This is a genomic window from Citrobacter sp. S55_ASV_140 (assembly GCF_018919505.1).
GTDB classification, from domain to species: Bacteria; Pseudomonadota; Gammaproteobacteria; order Enterobacterales; family Enterobacteriaceae; genus Citrobacter; species Citrobacter werkmanii.
In genome coordinates this window covers 1-23,647 of the sequence record NZ_JAHLQZ010000007.1, presented here as the reverse complement: position 1 = coordinate 23,647, position 23,647 = coordinate 1, and the positions used below count along the sequence as shown (strand labels likewise).

The window sequence follows — 23,647 nt, the reverse complement described above, 5'->3', positions numbered from 1 at the left end:
TTTGGGCCGCTGACTGAGGTGATAATGTGCGGCTCGTAGCATGGTTACCCGCGCCACTTTTTTGATCGACACGTGAAAGGAACAACAAGATGGATGACCAGTTAAAACAAAGCGCCCTCGATTTCCACGAATTTCCAGTACCAGGTAAAATTCAGGTTTCTCCGACCAAGCCTCTTGCAACACAGCGTGATCTTGCTCTGGCCTACTCGCCAGGCGTTGCAGCGCCGTGTCTGGAAATTGAAAAGGACCCGCTGGCGGCCTACAAATACACCGCGCGCGGCAACCTGGTTGCGGTTATCTCCAACGGTACAGCGGTGCTGGGCCTTGGCAATATAGGCGCACTGGCTGGCAAACCGGTGATGGAAGGAAAAGGCGTTCTGTTTAAGAAATTCGCCGGGATTGACGTGTTCGACATCGAAGTGGATGAGCTTGATCCGGATAAATTTATCAATGTCGTGGCGGCCCTGGAGCCAACGTTTGGCGGCATCAACCTCGAAGACATCAAAGCGCCGGAATGCTTCTACATTGAGCAAAAACTGCGCGAGCGTATGAATATACCGGTATTCCATGATGATCAGCACGGCACGGCGATCATCAGCACCGCCGCAATTCTTAACGGTCTGCGGGTGGTAGAGAAAAATATCTCTGACGTACGCATGGTGGTGTCCGGCGCAGGTGCGGCGGCGATTGCCTGTATGAACCTGCTGGTGGCGCTGGGGATGCAGAAACACAATATTGTGGTCTGCGACTCCAAAGGCGTGATTTACAAAGACCGCGAACCGAACATGGCGGAAACCAAAGCGGCTTACGCGGTAGTGGATGACGGTAAACGTACGCTGGATGACGTGATTGACGGCGCAGACATTTTCCTCGGCTGCTCCGGTCCCAAAGTGCTGACCCAGGAAATGGTCAAGAAGATGGCGCGTGCGCCGATGATCCTGGCACTTGCCAACCCGGAACCGGAAATCCTGCCGCCGCTGGCAAAAGAGGTGCGCTCGGACGCTATCATTTGTACCGGTCGTTCCGACTATCCGAACCAGGTTAACAACGTTCTCTGCTTCCCGTTCATCTTCCGTGGCGCGCTGGACGTCGGCGCTACCGCCATCAACGAAGAGATGAAACTGGCCGCGGTACACGCCATTGCTGAGCTGGCGCACGCCGAGCAGAGCGAAGTGGTGGCCTCCGCCTATGGCGACCAGGACCTGAGCTTTGGCCCGGAATACATCATCCCTAAACCGTTCGACCCGCGTCTGATTGTTAAAATCGCCCCGGCGGTAGCAAAAGCGGCGATGGACTCCGGTGTGGCAACGCGTCCGATTGCTGACTTTGACGCTTATATCGATAAGCTGACCGAATTTGTCTACAAAACCAACCTGTTCATGAAGCCGATTTTCTCCCAGGCACGTAAAGCGCCGAAGCGTGTGGTGCTGACGGAAGGGGAAGAGGCGCGTGTGCTGCATGCGACTCAGGAGCTGATCACCTTAGGTCTGGCGAAGCCGATCCTGATTGGTCGTCCGAGTGTGATCGAAATGCGTATCCAGAAACTGGGACTGCAGATCAAAGCCGGCGTCGATTTTGAAATCGTTAACAATGAGTCCGATCCGCGCTTTAAAGAGTACTGGAACGAGTACTACCAGATCATGAAGCGCCGTGGTATTACCCAGGAGCAGGCGCAGCGTGCGGTGATTGCCAACACTACGGTTATCGGCGCGATCATGGTGCAGCGCGGTGAAGCCGATGCGATGATCTGCGGTACGATTGGTGACTATCATGAGCACTTCAGCGTGGTGAAAGAGGTGTTTGGTCACCGTGATGGCGTGCATACAGCCGGGGCGATGAACGCACTGCTGCTGCCAAGCGGTAACACCTTTATCGCCGACACCTACGTCAACGATGACCCAACGCCGGAGCAACTGGCTGAAATCGCCGTGATGGCGGCAGAAACCGTGCGTCGCTTTGGTATCGAACCGAAGGTGGCATTACTGTCACATTCCAACTTTGGCTCATCAAATTGTCCGTCTGCCAGCAAAATGCGTGAAGCACTGGCGCTGATTAAGGCGCGTGCGCCAGAATTGATGATTGACGGTGAAATGCACGGTGATGCCGCGCTGGTGGAAAGTATCCGTAACGACCGTATGCCGGATAGCCCACTGAAAGGCTCAGCCAATATTCTGGTGATGCCGAATATGGAGGCTGCTCGTATTAGTTACAACTTACTACGTGTTTCCAGCTCCGAAGGCGTAACGGTCGGCCCAGTGTTGATGGGGGTAGCGAAACCGGTGCACGTATTAACGCAGATCGCCTCTGTTCGTCGTATCGTTAATATGGTGGCGCTGGCCGTTGTAGAAGCTCAAACACAGCCGCTGTAATTTCACTTTAATTATTTCTGGCGCGGGTCTCTCCCGCGCCTTTTTATTTTCCTTTTCTTAGTGATCCACTTCACCTTTTAAACCTGGTTGCCGAATTTTGTTATTTACTCTGACAAAAAATTGCCACGATGAGGGCAGTTTCAGCGGAGGCGGTGAGCAATGGAAAAAGAACGCATCATTCAGGAATTTGTGCCGGGGAAACAGGTCACGCTGGCGCATCTCATTGCGCACCCTGGCGAAGAACTGGCGAAAAAGATCGGCGTTCCCGAGGCGGGCGCCATCGGCATTATGACGCTGACGCCAGGCGAAACCGCGATGATTGCCGGTGACTTAGCCATGAAGGCGGCGGATGTACATATCGGCTTTCTCGATAGATTCAGCGGGGCACTGGTGATTTATGGCTCGGTAGGCGCGGTAGAAGAAGCGCTATTACAGACGGTGAGCGGTCTGGGTCGGTTATTAAATTTCACGTTGTGCAACCTGACAAAAAGTTAATCAGAGGCGGCGATGAAACGTATTGCGTTTGTCGGTACGGTGGGCGCGGGGAAAACAACGCTCTTTAATGCGCTACAGGGGAATTATTCCCTCGCCAGAAAAACACAGGCCGTTGAGTTTAATGAAAATGGCGATATCGATACGCCGGGAGAATATTTTAGCCATCCGCGCTGGTACCACGCCTTAATTACCACGCTGCAGGATGTCGATACGTTGATTTATATACACGCGGCAAATGATAAAGAAAGTCGCTTACCTGCCGGGCTGTTGGATATCGGCGCCAGTAAACGACAAATCGCCGTTATCAGCAAAACGGACATGCCGGATGCCGACGTCGCCGCAACGCGACAATTACTTCGCGGGATGGGGTTTCAGGAGCCGATTTTCGAGCTCAATAGCCATGACCCGCGCAGCGTGCAGCACCTGGTGGATTATCTGACTGAGCTCAGCCAAAAGGAGGAAAGGGCAGGTGAAAAAACTCATCACAGCTAACGATATTCGTGCGGCCCACGCACGCGGCGAACAGGAAATGTCGGTTGTTCTGCGCGCCAGCATCATCACCCCAGAGGCACGCGAAGTGGCGGAGCTGCTGGGCGTCACTATCCGTGAATGCGACGAATCCGCGCCAACTGCCGCCGCTGCTGCACCGGCTGCGGCGGATGATGGCAAAACGGAGAGCCAGCGCATTCGTGAAACCATCATTGCGCAATTGCCCGAAGGGCAATTTACCGAAAGCCTGGTCGCGCAGCTGATGGACAAAGTCATGAAGGAGAAACAGTCGCTGGAGCAGGGCGGAATGCAGCCGAGCTTTAAATCGGTCACCGGCAAAGGTGGTGTCAAAGTCATCGACGGTAGCAGCGTGAAGTTTGGGCGTTTTGACGGCGCGCAACCGCACTGCGTTGGCTTAACCGACCTGGTGACCGACCAGGACGGTAGCAGCATGGCCGCCGGGTTCATGCAGTGGGATAACGCCTTTTTCCCATGGACGCTGAACTACGACGAAATCGACATGATTCTGGAAGGCGAGCTGCACGTTCGTCACGAAGGCGAAACCATGATTGCTAAAGCCGGGGACGTCATGTTTATCCCGAAAGGCTCCAGCATTGAATTTGGTACGCCATCGACGGTGAAGTTTCTGTATGTGGCCTGGCCTGCGAACTGGCAGTCCTGCTAAGGCGGATGTATGAAGGATTTCATTACCGAAGCATGGCTCAGAGCGAATCATACGCTCAGCGAAGGGGCTGAAATTCATCTCCCCGCTGATGCTCGCCTGACGCCGTCTGCCCGGGAATTACTGGAAAGCCGACATCTGCGCATTAAGTTTATCGACGAGCAGGGCAGCCTGTTTATTGATGACGAAGAACAGCAGCCGCAGCCGGTGCATGGTTTAACCAGCAGCGCTACCCATCCCCAGGCCAGCTGCGAACTGTGTCATCAACCGGTGGCGAAGAAACCAGACACGCTGACGCATCTGACGGCAGACAAGATGGTAGCCAAAAGCGATCCGCGTCTGGGATTTCGCGCCGCGCTGGACAGCACTATCGCTCTGGCCGTGTGGTTGCAGATCGAGCTGGCGGAACCGTGGCAGCCATGGCTGGCGGATATTCGCTCACGTCTGGGCAATATTATGCGCGCCGATGCTATGGACGAGCCGCTGGCCGCACAAGCTATCGTCGGTTTGAGCGACGAAGATTTACACCGGCTTTCACATCATCCGCTGCGCTATCTGGATCACGATCATCTGGTGCCTGAGGCCAGCCACGGACGTGATTGCGCGTTGCTGAATCTGCTGCGTACCAAAGTCCGTGAAACGGAGACGGTGGCGGCGCAGGTCTTCATCACCCGCAGTTTTGACGTTATGCGACCGGACATCATGCAGGCGCTTAACCGCCTTTCCAGTACAGTCTACGTGATGATGATTCTGAGCGTGGCGAAGCATCCGCTGACGGTTAGCCAAATTCAACAGCGACTGGGGGAGAAGCCATGATCATTGAACGTGCTCGTCAACTCGCCCAACGCTCACCTGCCCGGGTGGTGTTCCCGGATGCGCTGGATGTCCGGGTGCTGAAAGCGGCGAATTATCTGCATCAGCACGGTCTGGCGCGCCCCATTCTCGTCGCCAGTCCATTTGCCTTGCGCCAGTTTGCTCTCAGCCATCGGGTGGCGATGGATGGTATCCAGGTTATCGATCCGCAAAGCAATCTGGCAATGCGCGAAGAGTTTGCGCTGCGCTGGCTGGCCCGCGCGGGAGATAAAACGCCAGCCGATGCGCTGGAAAAACTCAATGACCCATTAATGTTCGCCGCCGCAATGGTTAGCGCGGGAAAAGCGGATGTCTGTATTGCCGGCAATCTTTCGTCGACGGCAAACGTGCTGCGCGCCGGGTTACGCATTATTGGGCTACAGCCTGGCTGTAAAACGCTGTCGTCAATTTTCCTGATGCTGCCGCAGTATCTCGGACCGTCATTAGGCTTTGCCGATTGCAGCGTCGTACCCCAGCCCACCGCCGCACAACTGGCGGATATTGCGATTGCCAGCGCGCAGACCTGGCAGGCAATTACGGGGGAAGAACCGCGCGTGGCCATGCTGTCGTTTTCAAGTAATGGCAGTGCCCGTCACCCCAACGTCGCTAACGTGCAGCAGGCCACGGAGATCGTTCGTGAACGTGCGCCGCAGCTTATGGTGGATGGCGAACTGCAATTTGATGCCGCCTTTGTTCCGGATGTCGCCGCGCAAAAAGCGCCTGCAAGTCCGTTAAAGGGCAATGCCAATGTGATGGTCTTCCCGTCGCTTGAAGCAGGCAATATTGGTTACAAAATCGCCCAGCGTTTGGGAGGTTATCGTGCAGTCGGGCCACTGATCCAGGGGCTTGCCGCACCGCTTCATGACCTCTCTCGCGGCTGTAGCGTACAGGAAATTATCGAACTGGCGTTGGTGGCAGCAGTGCCGCGCCAGACTGACGTGAGTCGTGAAAACGCCTCGCACACACTGGTTGTATAAGGTCCCGTTCTGGACCCCTTTGACTTAAGAGGAAAGCATAATGGAAGCATTAGGAATGATTGAAACCCGGGGCCTGGTTGCACTGATTGAGGCTTCTGACGCAATGGTTAAAGCGGCACGCGTGAAACTGGTTGGCGTGAAGCAGATCGGTGGCGGTCTGGTCACTGCCATGGTCCGTGGCGACGTAGCGGCATGCAAAGCCGCAACGGACGCAGGTGCTGCGGCTGCACAGCGTATTGGCGAGCTGGTTTCCGTACATGTGATCCCGCGTCCGCATGGCGATCTGGAAGAAGTATTCCCGATCAGCTTTAAAGGCGACAGCAACGACATGTAAGTCGTCCATGTGACGCCACAGACTGCATTGCTGGCGTCACCCTCTCTCCTTTTCACATTACCTTCTGCGGAGGGTAGGGGGAGGTTTTACCTGAAATATGCCACGGAGGCGCGTATGAAACTGGCAATCGTCACAGGACAAATTGTTTGTACCGTACGCCATCAGGGGCTCGCGCACGACAAGTTGCTGATGGTGGAAATGATTGATGCCCAGGGTAATCCCAACGGGCAATGTGCTGTTGCTATCGACAGCATCGGGGCGGGAACCGGAGAGTGGGTGCTGCTGGTCAGCGGAAGCTCAGCCCGTCAGGCGCACCGTAACGAATCATCACCTGTCGATCTGTGCGTGATTGGCATTGTCGATGAAGTGGTGGCAGGTGGTCAGGTGATCTTCCATAAATAAGGCAGAAAATCATGAATCAACAGGATATTGAACAGGTCGTGAAAGCGGTACTGCTGAAAATGAAAGACAGCAGCCAACCCGTCAGTGCCGTTCAAGAAATGGGCGTTTTTGCCTCCCTGGATGACGCAGTGGCGGCAGCAAAACTGGCCCAGCAAGGGCTGAAAAGCGTCGCCATGCGCCAACTGGCTATCGCGGCGCTACGTGAGGCGGGCGAAAAGCACGCCAGAGAATTAGCGGAGCTTGCCGTTACAGAAACCGGCATGGGACGCGTAGAAGATAAATTTGCCAAAAACGTGGCGCAGGCGCGCGGCACGCCGGGAGTGGAATGCCTGTCTCCACAGGTCCTGACCGGCGATAACGGCCTGACGCTGATTGAAAACGCACCGTGGGGCGTGGTGGCTTCGGTGACACCGTCCACCAACCCGGCCGCAACCGTTATTAACAACGCCATTAGCCTGATCGCCGCTGGCAACAGCGTGGTCTTCGCGCCGCATCCGGCGGCGAAAAAAGTTTCTCAGCGCGCAATCACCCTGCTTAACCAGGCGGTGGTCGCTGCAGGCGGTCCGGCAAACCTGCTGGTGACCGTTGCTAACCCGGACATCGAAACCGCCCAGCGGTTGTTCAAGTACCCAGGTATCGGCCTGCTGGTCGTCACCGGTGGCGAAGCCGTAGTAGATGCCGCGCGTAAACACACCAACAAACGTCTGATTGCCGCCGGTGCGGGTAACCCGCCGGTGGTGGTCGATGAAACGGCCGACCTGGCCCGCGCGGCGCAGTCGATCGTCAAGGGTGCTTCGTTTGACAACAACATCATCTGCGCCGACGAAAAAGTGCTGATTGTGGTCGACAGCGTCGCCGATGAGCTGATGCGTCTGATGGAAAGCCAGCATGCGGTGAAACTGACCGCGGCCCAGGCTGAACAGCTGCAACCAGTGCTGCTGAAAAATATCGATGAGCGCGGTAAAGGCACGGTCAGTCGTGACTGGGTAGGGCGCGATGCAGGAAAAATCGCAGCGGCGATTGGTCTGAACGTACCGGAGCAAACCCGGCTGTTATTCGTCGAAACCTCCGCGACGCATCCGTTTGCCGTCACCGAACTGATGATGCCGGTTCTACCGGTCGTGCGAGTCGCTAACGTCGATGACGCCATTGAACTGGCGGTCAGGCTTGAAGGCGGTTGTCACCATACGGCGGCGATGCACTCACGCAACATCGACAACATGAACCGCATGGCGAACGCCATTGATACCAGCATTTTCGTTAAGAACGGGCCGTGTATTGCCGGTCTGGGACTTGGCGGCGAAGGCTGGACCACGATGACCATTACCACGCCAACCGGGGAAGGGGTGACCAGCGCGCGTACGTTTGTGCGTCTGCGTCGCTGTGTGTTGGTGGACGCCTTCAGAATTGTATAAGGAGTAAAAGAGATGGCGCACGACGAACAACGTTGGCTGACACCCAGACTGCAAAAAGCAGCCACGCTATGCAACCAGACGCCTGCTGAGAGCGAATCACCGCTATGGCTGGGCGTTGATTTGGGGACGTGTGATGTGGTGTCGATGGTCGTCGACGGTGACGGGCAGCCGGTAGCGGTTTGCCTCGACTGGGCCGATGTCGTGCGCGATGGCATCGTCTGGGATTTCTTCGGCGCAGTAACCATTGTTCGTCGCCATCTCGATACGCTTGAGCAACAACTGGGTTGTCGATTTACCCATGCGGCAACCTCATTCCCACCGGGAACGGACCCACGTATCTCCATCAACGTGCTGGAGTCAGCCGGACTTGAAGTGAGTCATGTGCTCGACGAGCCGACCGCCGTGGCGGATCTGTTGCAGCTCGATAACGCTGGCGTGGTGGATATCGGTGGCGGCACCACCGGGATAGCCATTGTTAAGCAGGGCAAAGTGACGTATTCCGCCGATGAAGCGACCGGCGGGCACCACATTTCTCTGACGCTGGCCGGGAACCGCCGTATCCAACTGGAAGAAGCCGAACAGTACAAACGCAGCAACGGTCAGGAGATCTGGCCGGTGGTGAAGCCAGTCTACGAAAAAATGGCGGAAATCGTGGCTCACCATATTGCCGGGCAGGGTGTCACCGATTTATGGCTGGCCGGCGGTTCCTGCATGCAGCCGGGCGTGGATGAGCTGTTCCGTAAGCGCTTCCCGGAACTGCAGGTGCATTTACCTCAGCACAGCCTGTTTATGACCCCGCTGGCGATTGCCAACAGCGGAAAAGAAAAAGCGGAAGGAATCTATGCAAGCTGAATTGCAGACCGCGCTCTTTCAGGCATTCGATACCCTGAATCTGCAACGCGTAAAAACGTTTAGCGTTCCACCGGTCACCCTTTGTGGGCTGGGAGCGCTCAGTACCTGCGGACAGGAAGCACAAACGCGCGGACTGACGCACATGTTTGTCATGGTCGACAGCTTCCTGCATCAGGCGGGAATGACCGCCGCACTGGAACGCAGCCTGGCGATGAAAGGTGTGGCGATGACGCTGTGGCCGTGCCCGGTGGGCGAACCGTGCATTACGGATGTCTGCGCCGCGGTCGCGCAACTGCGTGAATCGAAGTGCGACGGCGTGGTGGCCTTTGGCGGAGGTTCCGTACTGGATGCCGCTAAGGCAGTGGCGTTGCTGGTGACTAATCCCACGCAGACCCTGGCTGACATGACCGAGCACAGCGCGTTACGACCGCGTTTGCCGCTGATTGCCGTACCGACTACCGCCGGAACGGGGTCGGAAACCACTAATGTCACGGTGATTATCGACGCCGCGAGCGGACTTAAAAAAGTACTGGCGCATGCGTCTCTGATGCCGGACGTGGCGATTCTTGATGCAGCGCTAACGGAAGGTGTGCCCGCGCACGTTACGGCGATGACGGGTATTGATGCGCTGACGCATGCCGTTGAAGCGTACAGCGCCCTGAACGCGACGCCGTTTACCGACAGCCTGGCGATTGGTGCGATTGCGATGATCGGTAAATCGCTGCCGAAGGCCGTCGGCTATGGGCAGGATCTGGCGGCGCGGGAGAGCATGTTGCTGGCCTCCTGTATGGCCGGGATGGCGTTTTCCAGCGCGGGGCTGGGCCTGTGTCATGCGATGGCGCACCAGCCGGGTGCTACGCTGCACATCCCGCACGGACAGGCTAACGCCATGTTGCTGCCCACGGTAATGGGGTTCAACCGCATGGTGTGTCGCGAGCGTTTCAGCCATATCGGACGGGCGTTAACCAACAAGAAGGCGGACGATCGCGATGCCATCAATGCCGTCAGCGAGCTGATTAGCGAAGTGGGCCAGACCAAACGGCTCTCTGACGTTGGGGCAAAGCCCGAGCATTACAGCGCATGGGCTGACGCCGCGCTGGAGGATATTTGTATTCGCAGTAACCCTCGCACCGCCACGCAGGCGCAGATTATCGACCTGTACGCGGTTGCCGGGTAATGCCTGTAGGCCGGATAAGGTGCTCGCACCGCCATCCGGCAATAACACGGCGTTAATGCCGGAGGCGACGGAAACGTCTTATCCGGCCTACAAATCACAAATGACAGGGAGTAGGGGCTATGGGAATTAACGAAATCATCATGTACATCATGATGTTCTTTATGCTGATTGCCGCCGTGGACAGGATCCTGTCGCAGTTCGGCGGTTCAGCGCGCTTCCTCGGTAAATTCGGTAAGAGTATTGAGGGGTCGGGCGGTCAGTTTGAAGAAGGTTTTATGGCGATGGGCGCGTTGGGCCTGGCGATGGTCGGTATGACCGCACTGGCGCCGGTACTGGCGCATTTGCTCGGACCGGTGATTATTCCGCTGTACGAAATGCTGGGCGCGAACCCGTCGATGTTTGCCGGAACGCTGCTGGCGTGCGACATGGGCGGCTTCTTCCTGGCGAAAGAACTGGCGGGCGGCGACGTTGCGGCGTGGCTGTACTCTGGCCTGATCCTTGGGGCGATGATGGGGCCGACTCTGGTGTTCTCTATTCCGGTTGCGCTGGGGATTATTGAACCGTCTGACCGTCGTTATCTGGCGCTGGGCGTGCTGGCCGGTATCGTCACCATTCCGATTGGCTGTATCGCGGGGGGATTGGTCGCGATGTACTCCGGCGTCGAAATCAACGGGCAGCCGGTGGAGTTTACCTTCGCGCTGATCCTGATGAACATGATCCCGGTGATCATCGTTGCTGTGCTGGTGGCGCTGGGGCTGAAATTTATCCCGGAAAAAATGATCAACGGTTTCCAGATCTTCGCGAAATTTCTGGTGGCGCTGATCACTCTCGGTCTGGCGGCGGCAGTCATCAAATTCCTGCTTGGTTGGGAGCTGATCCCGGGTCTGGACCCTATCTTCATGGCACCGGGCGACAAGCCGGGTGAAGTAATGCGCGCCATCGAAGTTATCGGTTCTATCTCCTGCGTGCTGCTGGGTGCGTACCCGATGGTGCTGCTGCTGACCCGCTGGTTTGAAAAGCCGCTGATGAGTGTCGGTAACCTGTTAAAAGTTAATAATATTGCGGCTGCTGGCATGGTGGCGACGCTGGCCAACAACATCCCAATGTTCGGCATGATGAAGAATATGGATACCCGCGGGAAAGTGATCAACTGCGCCTTTGCGGTCTCCGCGGCCTTCGCCCTGGGTGACCACTTAGGTTTCGCCGCCGCCAACATGAACGCCATGATCTTCCCGATGATTGTCGGCAAGCTGATAGGCGGCGTAACGGCGATTGGCGTGGCTATGCTGTTGGTACCGAAAGATGAAAACGTGCCAGCAGAAGTAGAAACCAACCCGGAGGCGCAATCGTGAACACTCGCCAGCTACTGAGCGTCGGTATTGATATCGGCACCACCACGACTCAGGTGATCTTCTCGCGCCTTGAGCTGGTTAACCGTGCGGCTGTGTCGCAGGTGCCGCGCTATGAATTCATCAAACGCGAAATTAGCTGGCAAAGCCCGGTGTTCTTTACCCCTGTTGATAAGCAGGGCGGGTTGAAAGAGGCCGAACTTAAGGCACTGATCCTTGCCCAGTATCAGGCGGCAGGCATCGCACCTGAGACCGTTGATTCCGGCGCGATCATCATCACCGGAGAAAGCGCCAAAACCCGTAACGCCCGCCCGGCGGTAATGACGCTCTCCCAGTCGCTGGGGGACTTCGTGGTTGCCAGCGCCGGTCCGCATCTGGAGTCGGTGATCGCCGGTCACGGCGCGGGGGCGCAAACGCTGTCTGAGCAGAAGTTGTGCCGTGTACTGAATATCGACATCGGTGGCGGGACGTCGAACTATGCGCTGTTCGACGCCGGAAAAGTCAGTGGTTCGGCCTGTCTGAACGTCGGCGGGCGACTGCTGGAAACCGACGGTCAGGGGCACGTGGTGCACGCGCATCAGCCGGGACAGATGATTGTTGATGACGTATTTGGTCCGGGCTTTGACGCCCGAACCCTCAATGCGGCGCAACTGGTTGCGGTGGCGCGACGCATGGCGGCGCTGATTGTGGAGGTGATTGACGGCACGCTTTCACCGCTGGCGCAGGCGCTGATGCAAACCGGTCTGCTGCCTGCGGGCGTGAAGCCGGAAGTGATTACGTTGTCCGGCGGGGTAGGCGAGTGCTACCGCAACCAACCTGCCGATCCGTTCTGTTTTTCCGACATTGGACCGCTGCTCGCCACGGCGCTGCATGAACATCCGCGCCTGCGTGAGATGAACGTGCAGTTCCCGGCGCAAACCGTGCGCGCCACGGTGATTGGCGCCGGGGCGCATACGCTGTCGCTTTCGGGCAGCACCATCTGGCTGGAAGGCGTGGCGCTTCCGCTGCGCAATCTGCCGGTGGCTATTCCGGTTGATGAGGCTGATTTGGTGGCCGCCTGGCAACAGGCGTTAATGCGGCTCGATCTGGATCCGCAAACGGACGCCTACGTGCTGGCGTTGCCCGGTTCTCTGCCGGTGCGCTACGCCGCGCTGTTAACGGTAATTGATGCGCTGCTGGCTTTTGTCGCGCGTTATCCGAATCCGCATCCCCTGCTGGTGGTAGCCGAGCAGGATTTTGGTAAAGCCCTGGGCATGCTGTTACGCCCACAGTTACAGCAACACCCGCTGGCGGTCATCGATGAGGTGGTTGTCCGGGCGGGGGACTATATCGACATTGGTACGCCTCTTTTTGGCGGATCGGTTGTGCCGGTGACGGTGAAATCACTCGCATTTCCTTCCTGAGGGAACGACTTATGAAACTAAAGACCACATTGTTCGGCAATGTTTATCAGTTTAAGGATGTTAAAGAGGTGCTGGCTAAAGCCAACGAACTGCGTTCGGGGGATGTGCTGGCAGGGGTAGCTGCAACCAGTTCACAGGAACGCGTGGCGGCCAAGCAGGTATTGTCGGAAATGACGGTAGCGGATATCCGCAATAACCCGGTGATTTCCTATGAAGAGGACTGCGTGACGCGTCTGATTCAGGATGACGTCAATGAAACGGCCTATAACCGCATCAAAAACTGGAGTATCAGCGAGCTGCGCGAGTACGTGCTGAGCGATGAAACTTCCGTTGATGACATCGCGTTTACGCGCAAAGGGTTAACGTCGGAGGTGGTCGCTGCGGTAGCAAAAATCTGCTCCAACGCGGACCTGATCTACGGCGGCAAGAAAATGCCAGTGATCAAAAAGGCTAACACCACCATCGGTCTGCCGGGCACCTTTAGCTGCCGTTTGCAGCCGAACGACACCCGTGACGACGTGCAGAGTATTGCGGCGCAAATCTATGAAGGGCTGTCTTTCGGGGCGGGCGATGCGGTGATCGGCGTAAACCCGGTAACGGATGACGTGGAAAACTTAAGCCGCGTGCTCGATACCGTGTACGGCGTTATCGATAAATTCAATATTCCGACCCAGGGCTGTGTACTGGCGCACGTTACCACCCAGATTGAAGCGATTCGTCGCGGCGCGCCGGGTGGATTGATCTTCCAGAGTATCTGCGGCAGCGAGAAAGGCTTAAAAGAGTTCGGTGTTGAGCTGGCAATGCTCGACGAAGCGCGCGCAGTTGGCGCTGAATTCAACCGTATCGCCGGGGAAAACTGTCTTTACTTCGAAACCGGACAAGGGTCGGCGCTCTCCGCTGGCGCAAACTTCGGCGCCGATCAGGTAACAATGGAAGCGCGTAATTACGGGCTGGCGCGCCACTACGATCCGTTCCTGGTGAATACCGTCGTGGGCTTTATCGGGCCGGAGTATCTCTACAACGACCGTCAGATCATTCGCGCCGGTCTGGAAGATCACTTTATGGGCAAGCTGAGCGGCATCTCAATGGGCTGCGACTGCTGCTACACCAACCATGCTGATGCTGACCAGAACCTTAACGAAAACCTGATGATTCTGCTCGCCACCGCTGGCTGCAACTACATCATGGGCATGCCGCTCGGCGACGACATCATGCTCAACTATCAGACCACCGCATTCCACGATACCGCGACCGTCCGCCAGTTGCTGAACCTGCGCCCGTCGCCGGAATTTGAACGCTGGCTGGAAACCATGGGCATTATGGCAAACGGTCGCCTGACCAAACGGGCGGGCGATCCGTCACTGTTCTTTTGATGATGCGGGGATGAAACACGATGGATCAAAAACAGATTGAAGAAATTGTACGCAGCGTAATGGCGTCAATGGGGGAGTCGCAGCCGCAGGCTCAAGAATCGTCAGCACCAGCAAAATGCAGCACCACGCAGTGCGCCGCGCCGACTGGTGAAAGTTGTGCGATGGACTTAGGTTCAGCCGAAGCCAAAGCGTGGATAGGCGTTGAGAATCCGCACCGCGCAGAGGTGTTGACTGAACTGCGGCGCAGTACCGCGGCGCGTGTATGTACCGGTCGCGCCGGTCCTCGTCCGCGTACCCAGGCGTTGCTGCGCTTCCTGGCCGACCACTCGCGTTCAAAAGATACGGTATTAAAAGAAGTGCCGGAAGAGTGGGTAAAAGCGCAGGGACTGCTGGAAGTACGCTCGGAAATTAGCGACAAAAACCTGTATCTGACGCGCCCGGATCTTGGCCGTCGTCTGAGCGCGGAAGCCATTGATGCGCTGAAATCGCAGTGTGTGATGAACCCGGATGTGCAGGTGATTATCTCTGATGGCCTGTCTACTGACGCCATCACCGCTAACTACGAAGAGATTCTGCCGCCATTGTTGTCGGGCTTAAAACAGGCCGGACTGAAGGTTGGGACCCCGTTCTTCGTTCGCTATGGTCGCGTGAAAATCGAAGATCAGATTGGCGAGCTGCTGGGCGCGAAAGCGGTGATCCTGCTGGTGGGTGAACGTCCGGGCCTCGGTCAGTCGGAAAGTCTCTCCTGCTACGCCGTCTATTCGCCGCGCGTTGCGACGACCGTAGAAGCTGACCGTACCTGTATCTCGAACATTCACCAGGGCGGTACGCCACCGGTTGAAGCAGCGGCGGTAATTGTGGATTTGGCCAAGCGCATGCTGGAGCAAAAAGCCTCCGGCATCAATATGACCCGTTAAGGAGGCATCATGCCAGCATTAGATTTGATTAGACCTTCAGTCACCGCAATGCGCGTGATTGCCTCGGTAAATGACGGTTTTGCCCGCGAGCTTAAGTTACCGCCACATATCCGTAGCCTCGGACTCATCACAGCAGACTCTGATGACGTGGCGTATATTGCCGCAGACGAAGCGACAAAACAGGCGATGGTGGAAGTGGTTTATGGCCGCTCGCTGTATGCCGGGGCGGCGCATAGTCCCTCTCCAACCTCGGGCGAAGTACTGATTATGCTCGGTGGACCCAACCCGGCTGAAGTTCGTGCGGGTCTGGACGCGATGGTGGCCAACATTGAAAGCGGCGCAGCGTTCCAGTGGGCGAATGACGCAGAAGATACCGCTTTCCTGGCGCACGTGGTTTCGCGTACCGGTTCGTATCTTTCCGCGACGGCGGGATGCCGACTTGGCGATCCGATGGCGTATCTGGTGGCGCCGCCGCTGGAAGCAACATTTGGTATTGATGCGGCGCTGAAATCTGCCGATGTACAACTGGTGACCTACGTGCCGCCGCCGTCAGAAACCAACTATTCAGCAGCGTTTTTGACCGGTAGCCAGGCCGCTTGTAAAGCCGCATGTAACGCCTTTGCCGATGCCGTTCTGGATATTGCCCGTAATCCAATCCAGCGCGCGTAAGAGAGGTTGTGATGATCAATGCACTGGGATTACTGGAAGTGGATGGCATGGTGGCTGCCGTAGACGCGGCGGATGCCATGCTGAAAGCCGCGAACGTACGCCTGCTGAGCCACGAAGTGCTCGATCCTGGCAGGTTGACGCTGGTGGTGGAAGGCGATCTGGCGGCGTGCCGCGCAGCGCTTGATGCCGGCAGCGCCGCCGCAGCGCGTACAGGCCGTGTTATCAGCCGTAAAGAGATAGGCCGACCGGACGATGACACCCAGTGGCTGATCGGCGGTTTTAAGCGCCAGCCGAAAAAACCAGAACAGAAGCCAGATGTAAAAACAGACGTAAAAGCAGAGAAGACGCAGGACGCCCCGTTGACGTCTGAATCCTCTGCACAACTTCTGACGCTGTTGGCATCGGTCCGTCAAGGAATGACGGCAGGGGAAGTGGCTGCCCACTTTGGCTGGTCACTTGATGAAGCCAGAAAGGCGCTGGAACAGCTCTTTTCTGACGGAGCGTTGCGTAAACGTAGTAGTCGCTATCGCTTAAAAAATTAACCTGTCGGAGGGCCGGGGGCTTCCCTGAAGCTTCCGGCTTAAAAGATCATGAAAAAGAACCGTACTGCAAACTTGCACCATCTTTATCATGAAGCACTACCCGAAGACGTTAAACTTACGCCGAAAGTAGAGGTGGACAACGTTCACCAGCGGCGAACAACGGATGTATATGAACACGCGCTGACGATTACCGCCTGGCAGCAGATTTACGACCAGCTGCATCCGGGAAAATTTCATGGCGAGTTCACGGAAATCCTGCTCGACGATATTCAGGTTTTCCGTGAATACACCGGACTCGCGCTGCGCCAGTCATGCCTTGTCTGGCCGAACTCGTTCTGGTTTGGTATTCCGGCCACGCGCGGCGAACAGGGATTTATTGGCGCCCAATGTCTGGGCAGTGCTGAAATTGCCACCCGTCCAGGCGGGACGGAGTTTGAACTGAGTACGCCGGATGATTACACCATTCTGGGGGTTGTCATTTCGGAAGAGGCGATTGCCCGTCAGGCCAACTTCCTGCATAACCCGGAAAGGGTGCTGCATATGCTGCGTAACCAGTCGGCGCTGGAAGTCAAAGAACAGCACAAAGCCGCGCTATGGGGCTTTGTGCAGCAGGCGCTGGCGACGTTTAGCGAGAATCCGGAAAACCTGCGTCAACCTGCGGTACGCAAGGTATTGGGCGATAACCTGTTGCTGGCGATGGGGACTATGCTGGAAGAAGCGCAGCCGATTATAACCGCTGAGAGCATCAGCCATCAGAGCTATCGTCGTTTGCTGTCGCGTGCGCGCGAGTATGTGCTGGAAAACATGTCAGAGCCGCTGACCGTGCTCGATTTGTGTAACCAACTGCACGTTAGTCGCCGGACGTTGCAAAACGCCTTTCACGCGATTCTGGGTATTGGTCCGAATGCCTGGTTAAAACGTATTCGCCTGAACGCCGTGCGTCGCGAGCTGATAAGCCCGTGGTCGCAGAGTACGACGGTGAAAGATGCCGCCATGCAGTGGGGATTCTGGCATTTAGGGCAGTTTGCTACCGACTACCAGCAGTTGTTTGCGGAAAAACCGTCGTTGACGCTGCATCAGCGTATGCGGCAGTGGGCGTGATAAGATTATGGTGCCGGATGCGACGCTTTGTGTCTTATCCGGCCTACGGATTGTAGACCGGATAAGCGTCGCGCCATCAGGCAATTACACCCAGTCGCGGACCTGAATAAACTCGCTAAGGGCAGCTTCCGGGCTGTTCGCTTCCGGCAGCCAGTCATACTCCCAGCGCACCAGCGGCGGCATTGACATCAGAATTGATTCCGTGCGCCCACCGGTTTGCAGACCGAACAATGTGCCGCGATCCCACACCAGGTTAAATTCGACATAGCGCCCGCGACGATAAAGCTGGAAATCACGCTCGCGCTCGCCCCAGTTCATCGCTTTACGTCGCTCAACAATGGGCAGATACGCCTCGGTGTAACCTTGCCCCACCGCCTGCATAAAGGCGAAGCAGTGGTCGAAACCCGGCGTATTCAAATCATCGAAAAACAACCCGCCAATGCCGCGCTGCTCGTTGCGGTGTTTAAGGAAGAAGTAGTCATCGCACCACTTTTTGTAACGGGGATAAACGTCATCACCGAACGGCTGACACAGATCCCGCGCCGTACGGTGCCAGTGTACCGCATCCTCTTCAAAGCCGTAGTAGGGCGTTAAGTCAAAGCCGCCGCCAAACCACCAGACTGGGTCGGCACCCGGTTTTTCCGCGATAAAAAACCGCACGTTGGCATGACTGGTCGGAATGTAGGGATTGAGTGGATGTACCACCAGCGAGACGCCCATGGCTTCAAAGCTGCGTCCGGCAAGCTCTGGTCGATGGGCGGTGGCCGAGGCCGGCATCGCGTCGCCGTGGACGTGAGAGAAATTGACGCCCGCTTGCTCGAAAATACCTCCGTTACGCAGCACCCGACTGCGCCCGCCGCCGCCCGCTTCACGCTGCCAGCTATCTTCACTGAACTCGGCGCCGTCTACGGCGGATAATCGCTGGCAAATATCGTCCTGCAGGCTAAGCAGGAACTGTTTTACGCGCTGTGCATCGGGCTTCATGATTAACGTTTCTTCGAGTGTGCTTTCTGGTTATCAAACCAGTGGAAATAACTGATGATGCCATTGGCGATAGCGGTAGCAATTTTTTGACGAAATGCCGCCGTACCCAACAGACGTTCTTCTTCCGGATTAGTAATGAACGACGTTTCGACCAGTACCGAAGGAATTGAGGGTGATTTTAGCACCACGAAGGCGGCCTGTTCCGTGCTGCGACTGTGCAGACGGTGTACTGGTTTGATCTTCTTGAGAATATGCGAGCCTAACGTCAGGCTGTTTTTAATGGTATCGGTTTGCACCAGATCAAATAGCACCTGCTGCAACAAGTGATCTTTATCGGTGGTTTTTTTCCCGGCGACTTCATCGGCGCGGTTTTCGCGATCGGACAGATACTTTGCCATAGCGCTACTGGCGCCGCGATTGGACAGCGCGAAGACCGATGCGCCCGCGGCGCTCGGGTTGGTAAAACCGTCGGCGTGAATCGACATAAACAGATCGGCCCCGTGTTTGTGGGCGATCTCGACGCGATCGTAAAGCGGAATAAATGTATCGCCAGAGCGGGTCAGGCGCGCATCAATCCCCTGATTGCGAAGAATAGAGCGCACGTTTTTGGCAATCGCCAGTACCACGTGCTTTTCTTTCGAACCGTTGCGTCCAATTGCGCCGGTATCTATCCCTCCGTGACCCGGATCAAGGACAACCACGCGTTTAGCGCCTGATTTTTTCGCTTTCGGTTTGCTGTGTCCATTATTGGTTTTTAGCGCTTCTTCTTTAGCGATGGCTTGCGACATGCCTGACAGCGTCAGGGCGGCCAGCCCGGCTTTCAGCACCTGGCGGCGCGATGTGAGTGTTTTTAGTGGTTTAAAAGTGCTCATACGGCCTGAGTTGTAAAAAAAGGTTCCAGACGTTATATCGTATCGCGTAGTCCGTTGCGACGGATCGGGATAAGAATTGTTTTACTTTTCATTTCAATACGTGACAATTCCGTATTATGCCATTTTTTCCGCCGCTTCGCGTCAGATATTGGCTAAATCAGCCGTTCGCGCCATAATCGCTTTTTAACGTCCTGAAAAGGTAACCAATACCATGGAAATACGCGTTTTTCGCCAGGAAGATTTCGAAGAGGTGATCACCCTCTGGGAGCGCTGTGATTTGCTGCGTCCATGGAATGACCCGGAAATGGACATTGAGCGTAAAGTAAATCATGACGTCAGCTTGTTCCTGGTCGCTGAAGTGAACGGCGAGGTAGTCGGTACGGTGATGGGCGGTTACGACGGCCATCGCGGCTCGGCCTATTACCTGGGCGTGCATCCTGAGTTTCGCGGTCGCGGCATCGCCAATGCGCTGCTTAACCGACTGGAGAAAAAACTCATCGCCCGCGGGTGTCCGAAGATTCAAATCATGGTGCGTGAGGATAATGATCTGGTGTTGGGGATGTATGAACGCCTGGGCTATGAACATGCGGATGTACTCAATCTCGGTAAGCGCTTGATCGAAGATGAAGAGTACTGAATTTCACCCCGCCGACTATGACGGTCACGGACGTCTGCGCCTGCCTTTTCTGTTCTGGTGCGTACTGCTGCTGCAGGCACGCACCTGGGTACTGTTTGTGATTGCCGGCTCTTCCCGGGAGCAGGGCAATACGCTACTGAATCTGTTTTATCCCGACCATAACGCGTTCTGGCTGGGGTTGCTTCCCGGCGTTCCCGCGGTGGTGGCTTTTTTACTCAGCGGGTGGCGTTTTGCGTTTCCTGTTTTGTGGCGCTGGCTGCGCGGATTGCTGATTCTCGCGCAACTGGTGCTGCTTTGCTGGCAACCGGCGATGTGGCTGGCAGGCGATCCTGTCAACGGCATCGGACTGGCGCTGCTGGTTGCGGATATCGTCGCGCTGGTCTGGCTGTTAACCAATCAACGTCTGCGCGCCTGTTTTTCCCTTGAGAAAGAATAACGGCACTTTTTGGCGAAACCGGACTCCAAGCAACGTTGATAAATAAGGAAGGAAGTGAAATGAAATCACTGCGTTTGACTTTATGCGCGATGCCGCTGCTATTGGCCGGGTGTTCCACGCTGTCGTCGGTGAACTGGTCTGCCGCCAATCCGTGGAACTGGTTCGGTTCTTCAACGCAGGTCACTGAGCAGGGCGTCGGCGCGTTAACTGGCGCTACGCCGCTGGATGAAAAAGCTATTGCTGATGCGCTGGACGGTGATTACCGCCTGCGCAGCGGGATGAAGACCGATGACGGTAATGTGGTGCGCTTCTATGAAGCGATGAAAGATGACAAGCTGGCAATGGTCATCAATGGCAGTCAGGGAACCATCAGCCGTATTGATGTCCTGGACAGCGATATTTCATCAGACGCGGGTGCCGAAATCGGTACACCGTTTAGCGACCTTTACACCAAAGCCTTTGGTAATTGCCAGAAAGCAACCGGCGATGACAGTGCGAACGTTGAATGTAAAGCTGAAGGCAGTCAGCATATTAGCTATATTTTTTCCGGCGAATGGAGCGGGCCTGAGGGCTTAATGCCGTCGGACGACACGCTGAAAACGTGGAAAGTCAGCAAAATCATCTGGCGGCGTTAATTTGCGTCTGAACAAATCGACTTGCTAAAAAAACAGGTAGAATAGCGCCAATCAATGCCACGAGGTCGTGGCATCTTTTTTTCAGGAGGAACAATGTCTCAGGTTCAGAGTGGCATTTTGCCAGAACATTGCCGTGCGGCGATTTGGATTGAAGCCAATGTAAAAGGCGACGTTGAGGCCCTGCGTGCGGCCAGCAAAATCTTTGCCGATAAACTGGCGACCTTTGAAGCGAAGTTCCCGGATGCGCATCTGGGCGCGGTTGTGGCTTTCGGCAACAACACCTGGCGTGCATTAAGCGGCGGCGTTGGGGCGGAAGAGTTAAAAGATTTTATCCCTTATGGTAAAGGTCTGGCGCCGGCTACCCAATATGACGTGCTGATCCATATACTCTCTCTGCGTCATGACGTGAATTTCTCCGTCGCGCAGGCGGCAATGGAAGCATTTGGTGACTGTGTTGACGTCAAAGAAGAGATCCACGGTTTCCGTTGGGTTGAAGAACGCGATCTCAGCGGCTTTGTTGACGGTACGGAAAACCCGGCTGGTGAAGAAACGCGCCGTGAAGTCGCGGTGATCAAAGATGGCGTGGATGCTGGCGGCAGCTATGTGTTTGTGCAGCGTTGGGAACATAACCTGAAGCAGCTTAACCGCATGAGCATTCATGACCAGGAAATGATGATTGGTCGCACCAAAGAAGCTAACGAAGAGATCGACGGTGATGACCGTCCGGTTACTTCTCACCTGAGCCGCGTTGATCTGAAAGAAGACGGTAAAGGGCTCAAAATTGTGCGCCAGAGCCTGCCATACGGCACGGCCAGCGGCACGCACGGTCTCTATTTCTGCGCTTACTGCGCACGTCTGCATAATATTGAGCAGCAACTGCTAAGCATGTTCGGTGACACTGACGGTAAGCGCGACGCCATGCTGCGCTTCACCAAACCGGTGACCGGTGGTTATTACTTTGCTCCGTCGCTGGACCGACTGATGGCACTGTAATGTCGCACTATTATTAGCAGCATTGCCCGCGGGCAATGCTGAACAGATTAAAACGGTGATACCACAACGGCTTCTGTAATAAGGAGCCGTTTTTTTTACGCCCCATAAACTGCGTTTTCTTACATAAATAATATTAATGATTCTTGGGATCGCTTTTACATGAACGGATTTTCTTTCATCTAAAAAACAAGCGTGCGGCATGTTTTATATTATTTAGAATTCAAGCGGGTAAATTAAAGGCGTCGCTCGGTGATGACTGTTGTTTTTGTTGGCGATATTATTTTGATGAATGAAAATGAATTTATTTATATTGTTTGGTGTATTGGTTTTTTCTTAAAATATAATTTGCGAGTATTTTTTCTATTTTTTGATGAATATAATGTCCGCTGAGGAATGATTAATTTATTTTATATGGTGCTTTTATGGAAGAGAGTAACCCATGGCCAACATTCGTTGATGCATTTTCAACGGTTTTATGTATTTTTATATTTCTGATGTTAGTTTTCGTACTTAACAGTATGTTAATCATGTATGAAAGCTCTAAAAAACGTTATGAAGCCCCTTTACTGGCTGAACAAACTGTTCAGCCAGTAGCCTCCTCGGTAAGTGGTAGCGGATCCAGCAGTGGTGCTGTCAGCACAACACCCAATCAAACCCGTACGGGTGATCAAACACAGCCAGTTGAAGCAACTGCGGCAGACGATAATAAAAATCGTAGCCAGGATGCTGAGGCTGATATGTTGGCCGCTTCTTCTGCTTCTGCTTCTGCTTCTGCTTCTGCTTCAACTGATGCTGGCGCTGCTACCGGTGCAGATTTCGCCACCGCCTCTGATTCTACTGCCGCTTCAGCAGCATCTCCTGCAGACGAGTCAGAGCAAGCGGGCCGTGAAGATAAAAAAAGTGACGTGATTAGACTGGCCGATAACCAAACTGCCACCTCGATTAAAGGGCAAACTTCCGGTCAATTCGATACCTCGAAAGCGAACCCATCCTGGGAGACTCAGAGCAATCAGTTCATTGTTCATTTCAAATCAATGGAGCAAGGCTATCCGCAAGAAATCATTGATGAGATGGCTAAATGGTTTGGCACAGATAAGCCGGTCAGCATTGTGGTTTATGCCTATGTCAGTCCCTCCATCGCTATTTCAGATGCGATGCGTCTGGCCTACGAGCGCGGTGTGATCCTGCTAAAGGTCGTCAAAAGCAAATATCCTAACACGGAAGTTTCTATCTCAGTCGTTAATGATGCAACAACGTTGACGAATAGTGCCGTCATTACCAAGAGTGAATGATAAATAATGAATAACTTAAAGCGGTATCATGCATTTATTATTGCATTAGTGTTCGCATTTCTGCCTGTTATTTTGCTGTGCATTCCTGGCTTACGCGCCTATGTTTTTGAAACATGGCATGTCGCGGCATTCTACAGTTCCATCATTATTATTATGTATCTGACCGGTACATTTATTGTTATTTTCTCATTTATCGAAATAAGTAAGTGTGTAAGCGTATTACGTAATAAGAACGCGCAGAAACACTCTTATTTACTTGGTGATGCCAACAAGATTGTTTTCTCAGCAAGTCATGGCCTTGATGATGATACTGTTGCCACGCTGTATGAAAGCATGGATAACAGCGTGAATCGTAAGCAGAACCAGAGTCTGGCAGGAGTTATGACCTGCGCAAACCTGT

At 55.1% G+C, this 23,647-nt stretch carries 25 protein-coding genes and 1 pseudogene; 24 read left to right on the top strand and 2 right to left on the bottom strand.

Going from position 1 to position 23,647, the window contains the following annotated elements; all coding sequences use genetic code 11:
* Positions 1-89: 89 nt before the first annotated feature.
* The 18 genes from maeB (at position 90) to eutR (ending at position 17,398) form a co-directional block, all read left to right on the top strand.
* The gene (maeB, locus tag KQJ18_RS02565) at positions 90-2,369 is read left to right on the top strand and encodes an NADP-dependent oxaloacetate-decarboxylating malate dehydrogenase (protein WP_038642540.1); all 2,280 of its coding nucleotides are present in this window, start codon (positions 90-92) and stop codon (positions 2,367-2,369) included.
* Positions 2,370-2,528: 159 nt separating this feature from the next.
* Complete coding sequence (gene eutS, locus KQJ18_RS02560) at positions 2,529-2,864, top strand: ethanolamine utilization microcompartment protein EutS (protein ID WP_003037995.1); 336 nt, start codon at positions 2,529-2,531, stop codon at positions 2,862-2,864.
* A 12-nt stretch (positions 2,865-2,876) separates the two neighbouring features.
* On the top strand, positions 2,877-3,356 hold the full coding sequence (gene eutP / locus KQJ18_RS02555) for an ethanolamine utilization acetate kinase EutP (protein ID WP_003037998.1): 480 nt from the start codon (positions 2,877-2,879) through the stop codon (positions 3,354-3,356).
* The gene (gene eutQ / locus KQJ18_RS02550; RefSeq protein WP_069324481.1) at positions 3,334-4,038 is read left to right on the top strand and encodes an ethanolamine utilization acetate kinase EutQ; all 705 of its coding nucleotides are present in this window, start codon (positions 3,334-3,336) and stop codon (positions 4,036-4,038) included. Before eutP ends, eutQ begins: the two co-directional genes overlap by 23 nt.
* A 9-nt stretch (positions 4,039-4,047) precedes the next feature.
* Complete coding sequence (gene eutT / locus KQJ18_RS02545; RefSeq protein WP_087856433.1) at positions 4,048-4,851, top strand: ethanolamine utilization cob(I)yrinic acid a,c-diamide adenosyltransferase EutT; 804 nt, start codon at positions 4,048-4,050, stop codon at positions 4,849-4,851.
* Positions 4,848-5,864 carry a phosphate acetyltransferase gene (gene pta, locus KQJ18_RS02540; RefSeq protein WP_038642535.1) on the top strand — a complete coding sequence of 339 codons (1,017 nt, stop codon included), beginning with the start codon at positions 4,848-4,850 and terminating at the stop codon, positions 5,862-5,864. Before eutT ends, pta begins: the two co-directional genes overlap by 4 nt.
* A 40-nt stretch (positions 5,865-5,904) precedes the next feature.
* Positions 5,905-6,198 (top strand): ethanolamine utilization microcompartment protein EutM, encoded by a 294-nt coding sequence (eutM, locus tag KQJ18_RS02535; protein WP_003835054.1) that lies wholly within the window; start codon positions 5,905-5,907, stop codon positions 6,196-6,198.
* Positions 6,199-6,312: 114 nt separating this feature from the next.
* Positions 6,313-6,600, top strand: coding sequence for an ethanolamine utilization microcompartment protein EutN (gene eutN, locus KQJ18_RS02530; RefSeq protein ID WP_121529386.1), 288 nt, complete (start codon positions 6,313-6,315; stop codon positions 6,598-6,600).
* Positions 6,601-6,611: 11 nt separating this feature from the next.
* Positions 6,612-8,015 carry an aldehyde dehydrogenase family protein gene (locus KQJ18_RS02525; protein ID WP_038642532.1) on the top strand — a complete coding sequence of 468 codons (1,404 nt, stop codon included), beginning with the start codon at positions 6,612-6,614 and terminating at the stop codon, positions 8,013-8,015.
* A gap of 12 nt (positions 8,016-8,027) precedes the next feature.
* Positions 8,028-8,867 (top strand): ethanolamine utilization protein EutJ, encoded by an 840-nt coding sequence (gene eutJ / locus KQJ18_RS02520; RefSeq protein ID WP_038642530.1) that lies wholly within the window; start codon positions 8,028-8,030, stop codon positions 8,865-8,867.
* Positions 8,857-10,044 carry an ethanolamine utilization ethanol dehydrogenase EutG gene (gene eutG / locus KQJ18_RS02515; protein WP_085049244.1) on the top strand — a complete coding sequence of 396 codons (1,188 nt, stop codon included), beginning with the start codon at positions 8,857-8,859 and terminating at the stop codon, positions 10,042-10,044. The genes eutJ and eutG overlap by 11 nt, the downstream gene beginning before the upstream one ends.
* Before the next feature lie 119 nt (positions 10,045-10,163).
* Positions 10,164-11,396: an ethanolamine utilization protein EutH gene (gene eutH / locus KQJ18_RS02510; RefSeq protein ID WP_038642526.1), complete on the top strand. Its 1,233-nt coding sequence runs from the start codon at positions 10,164-10,166 to the stop codon at positions 11,394-11,396.
* Positions 11,393-12,796 (top strand): ethanolamine ammonia-lyase reactivating factor EutA, encoded by a 1,404-nt coding sequence (eutA, locus tag KQJ18_RS02505; RefSeq protein WP_216421351.1) that lies wholly within the window; start codon positions 11,393-11,395, stop codon positions 12,794-12,796. Before eutH ends, eutA begins: the two co-directional genes overlap by 4 nt.
* A gap of 11 nt (positions 12,797-12,807) precedes the next feature.
* On the top strand, positions 12,808-14,169 hold the full coding sequence (gene eutB / locus KQJ18_RS02500; protein WP_003038029.1) for an ethanolamine ammonia-lyase subunit alpha: 1,362 nt from the start codon (positions 12,808-12,810) through the stop codon (positions 14,167-14,169).
* A 20-nt stretch (positions 14,170-14,189) separates the two neighbouring features.
* Complete coding sequence (eutC, locus tag KQJ18_RS02495; RefSeq protein WP_085049242.1) at positions 14,190-15,086, top strand: ethanolamine ammonia-lyase subunit EutC; 897 nt, start codon at positions 14,190-14,192, stop codon at positions 15,084-15,086.
* 9 nt (positions 15,087-15,095) lie between these two features.
* Entirely contained in the window at positions 15,096-15,755 is a 660-nt protein-coding gene (gene eutL, locus KQJ18_RS02490; RefSeq protein WP_003838537.1) for an ethanolamine utilization microcompartment protein EutL, read from the top strand.
* Positions 15,756-15,766: 11 nt separating this feature from the next.
* Positions 15,767-16,297, top strand: coding sequence for an ethanolamine utilization microcompartment protein EutK (gene eutK, locus KQJ18_RS02485; protein ID WP_038642518.1), 531 nt, complete (start codon positions 15,767-15,769; stop codon positions 16,295-16,297).
* Positions 16,298-16,345: 48 nt separating this feature from the next.
* Entirely contained in the window at positions 16,346-17,398 is a 1,053-nt protein-coding gene (eutR, locus tag KQJ18_RS02480) for an HTH-type transcriptional regulator EutR (RefSeq protein ID WP_038642516.1), read from the top strand.
* A gap of 84 nt (positions 17,399-17,482) precedes the next feature.
* Here the strand turns inward: eutR and hemF are convergent, their stop codons facing one another.
* Complete coding sequence (gene hemF / locus KQJ18_RS02475) at positions 17,483-18,382, bottom strand: oxygen-dependent coproporphyrinogen oxidase (RefSeq protein WP_216421350.1); 900 nt, start codon at positions 18,380-18,382, stop codon at positions 17,483-17,485.
* 2 nt (positions 18,383-18,384) lie between these two features.
* The gene (amiA, locus tag KQJ18_RS02470) at positions 18,385-19,254 is read right to left on the bottom strand and encodes an N-acetylmuramoyl-L-alanine amidase AmiA (RefSeq protein WP_085049240.1); all 870 of its coding nucleotides are present in this window, start codon (positions 19,252-19,254) and stop codon (positions 18,385-18,387) included.
* 211 nt (positions 19,255-19,465) lie between these two features.
* On the opposite strand from amiA, the gene KQJ18_RS02465 reads away from it, so the two are divergent.
* The 6 genes and pseudogenes from KQJ18_RS02465 to KQJ18_RS02440 all read left to right on the top strand — a co-directional run.
* Positions 19,466-19,891: a GNAT family acetyltransferase gene (locus KQJ18_RS02465; RefSeq protein ID WP_006683546.1), complete on the top strand. Its 426-nt coding sequence runs from the start codon at positions 19,466-19,468 to the stop codon at positions 19,889-19,891.
* A complete protein-coding gene (locus KQJ18_RS02460; protein ID WP_216421348.1) occupies positions 19,878-20,327 on the top strand; it encodes a DUF2919 domain-containing protein in 450 nt (149 codons plus the stop codon). Before KQJ18_RS02465 ends, KQJ18_RS02460 begins: the two co-directional genes overlap by 14 nt.
* 59 nt (positions 20,328-20,386) lie before the next feature.
* Entirely contained in the window at positions 20,387-20,962 is a 576-nt protein-coding gene (locus KQJ18_RS02455) for an RpoE-regulated lipoprotein (RefSeq protein ID WP_159121837.1), read from the top strand.
* Positions 20,963-21,055: 93 nt separating this feature from the next.
* On the top strand, positions 21,056-21,955 hold the full coding sequence (gene yfeX / locus KQJ18_RS02450; RefSeq protein WP_085049238.1) for a porphyrinogen peroxidase: 900 nt from the start codon (positions 21,056-21,058) through the stop codon (positions 21,953-21,955).
* Positions 21,956-22,377: 422 nt separating this feature from the next.
* Positions 22,378-22,515: pseudogene (locus KQJ18_RS24600) on the top strand (hypothetical protein); the annotation flags it as partial.
* Positions 22,516-23,253: 738 nt separating this feature from the next.
* On the top strand, positions 23,254-23,647 hold a 394-nt coding region (locus KQJ18_RS02440; protein WP_216421346.1), incomplete at its 3' end, for a hypothetical protein.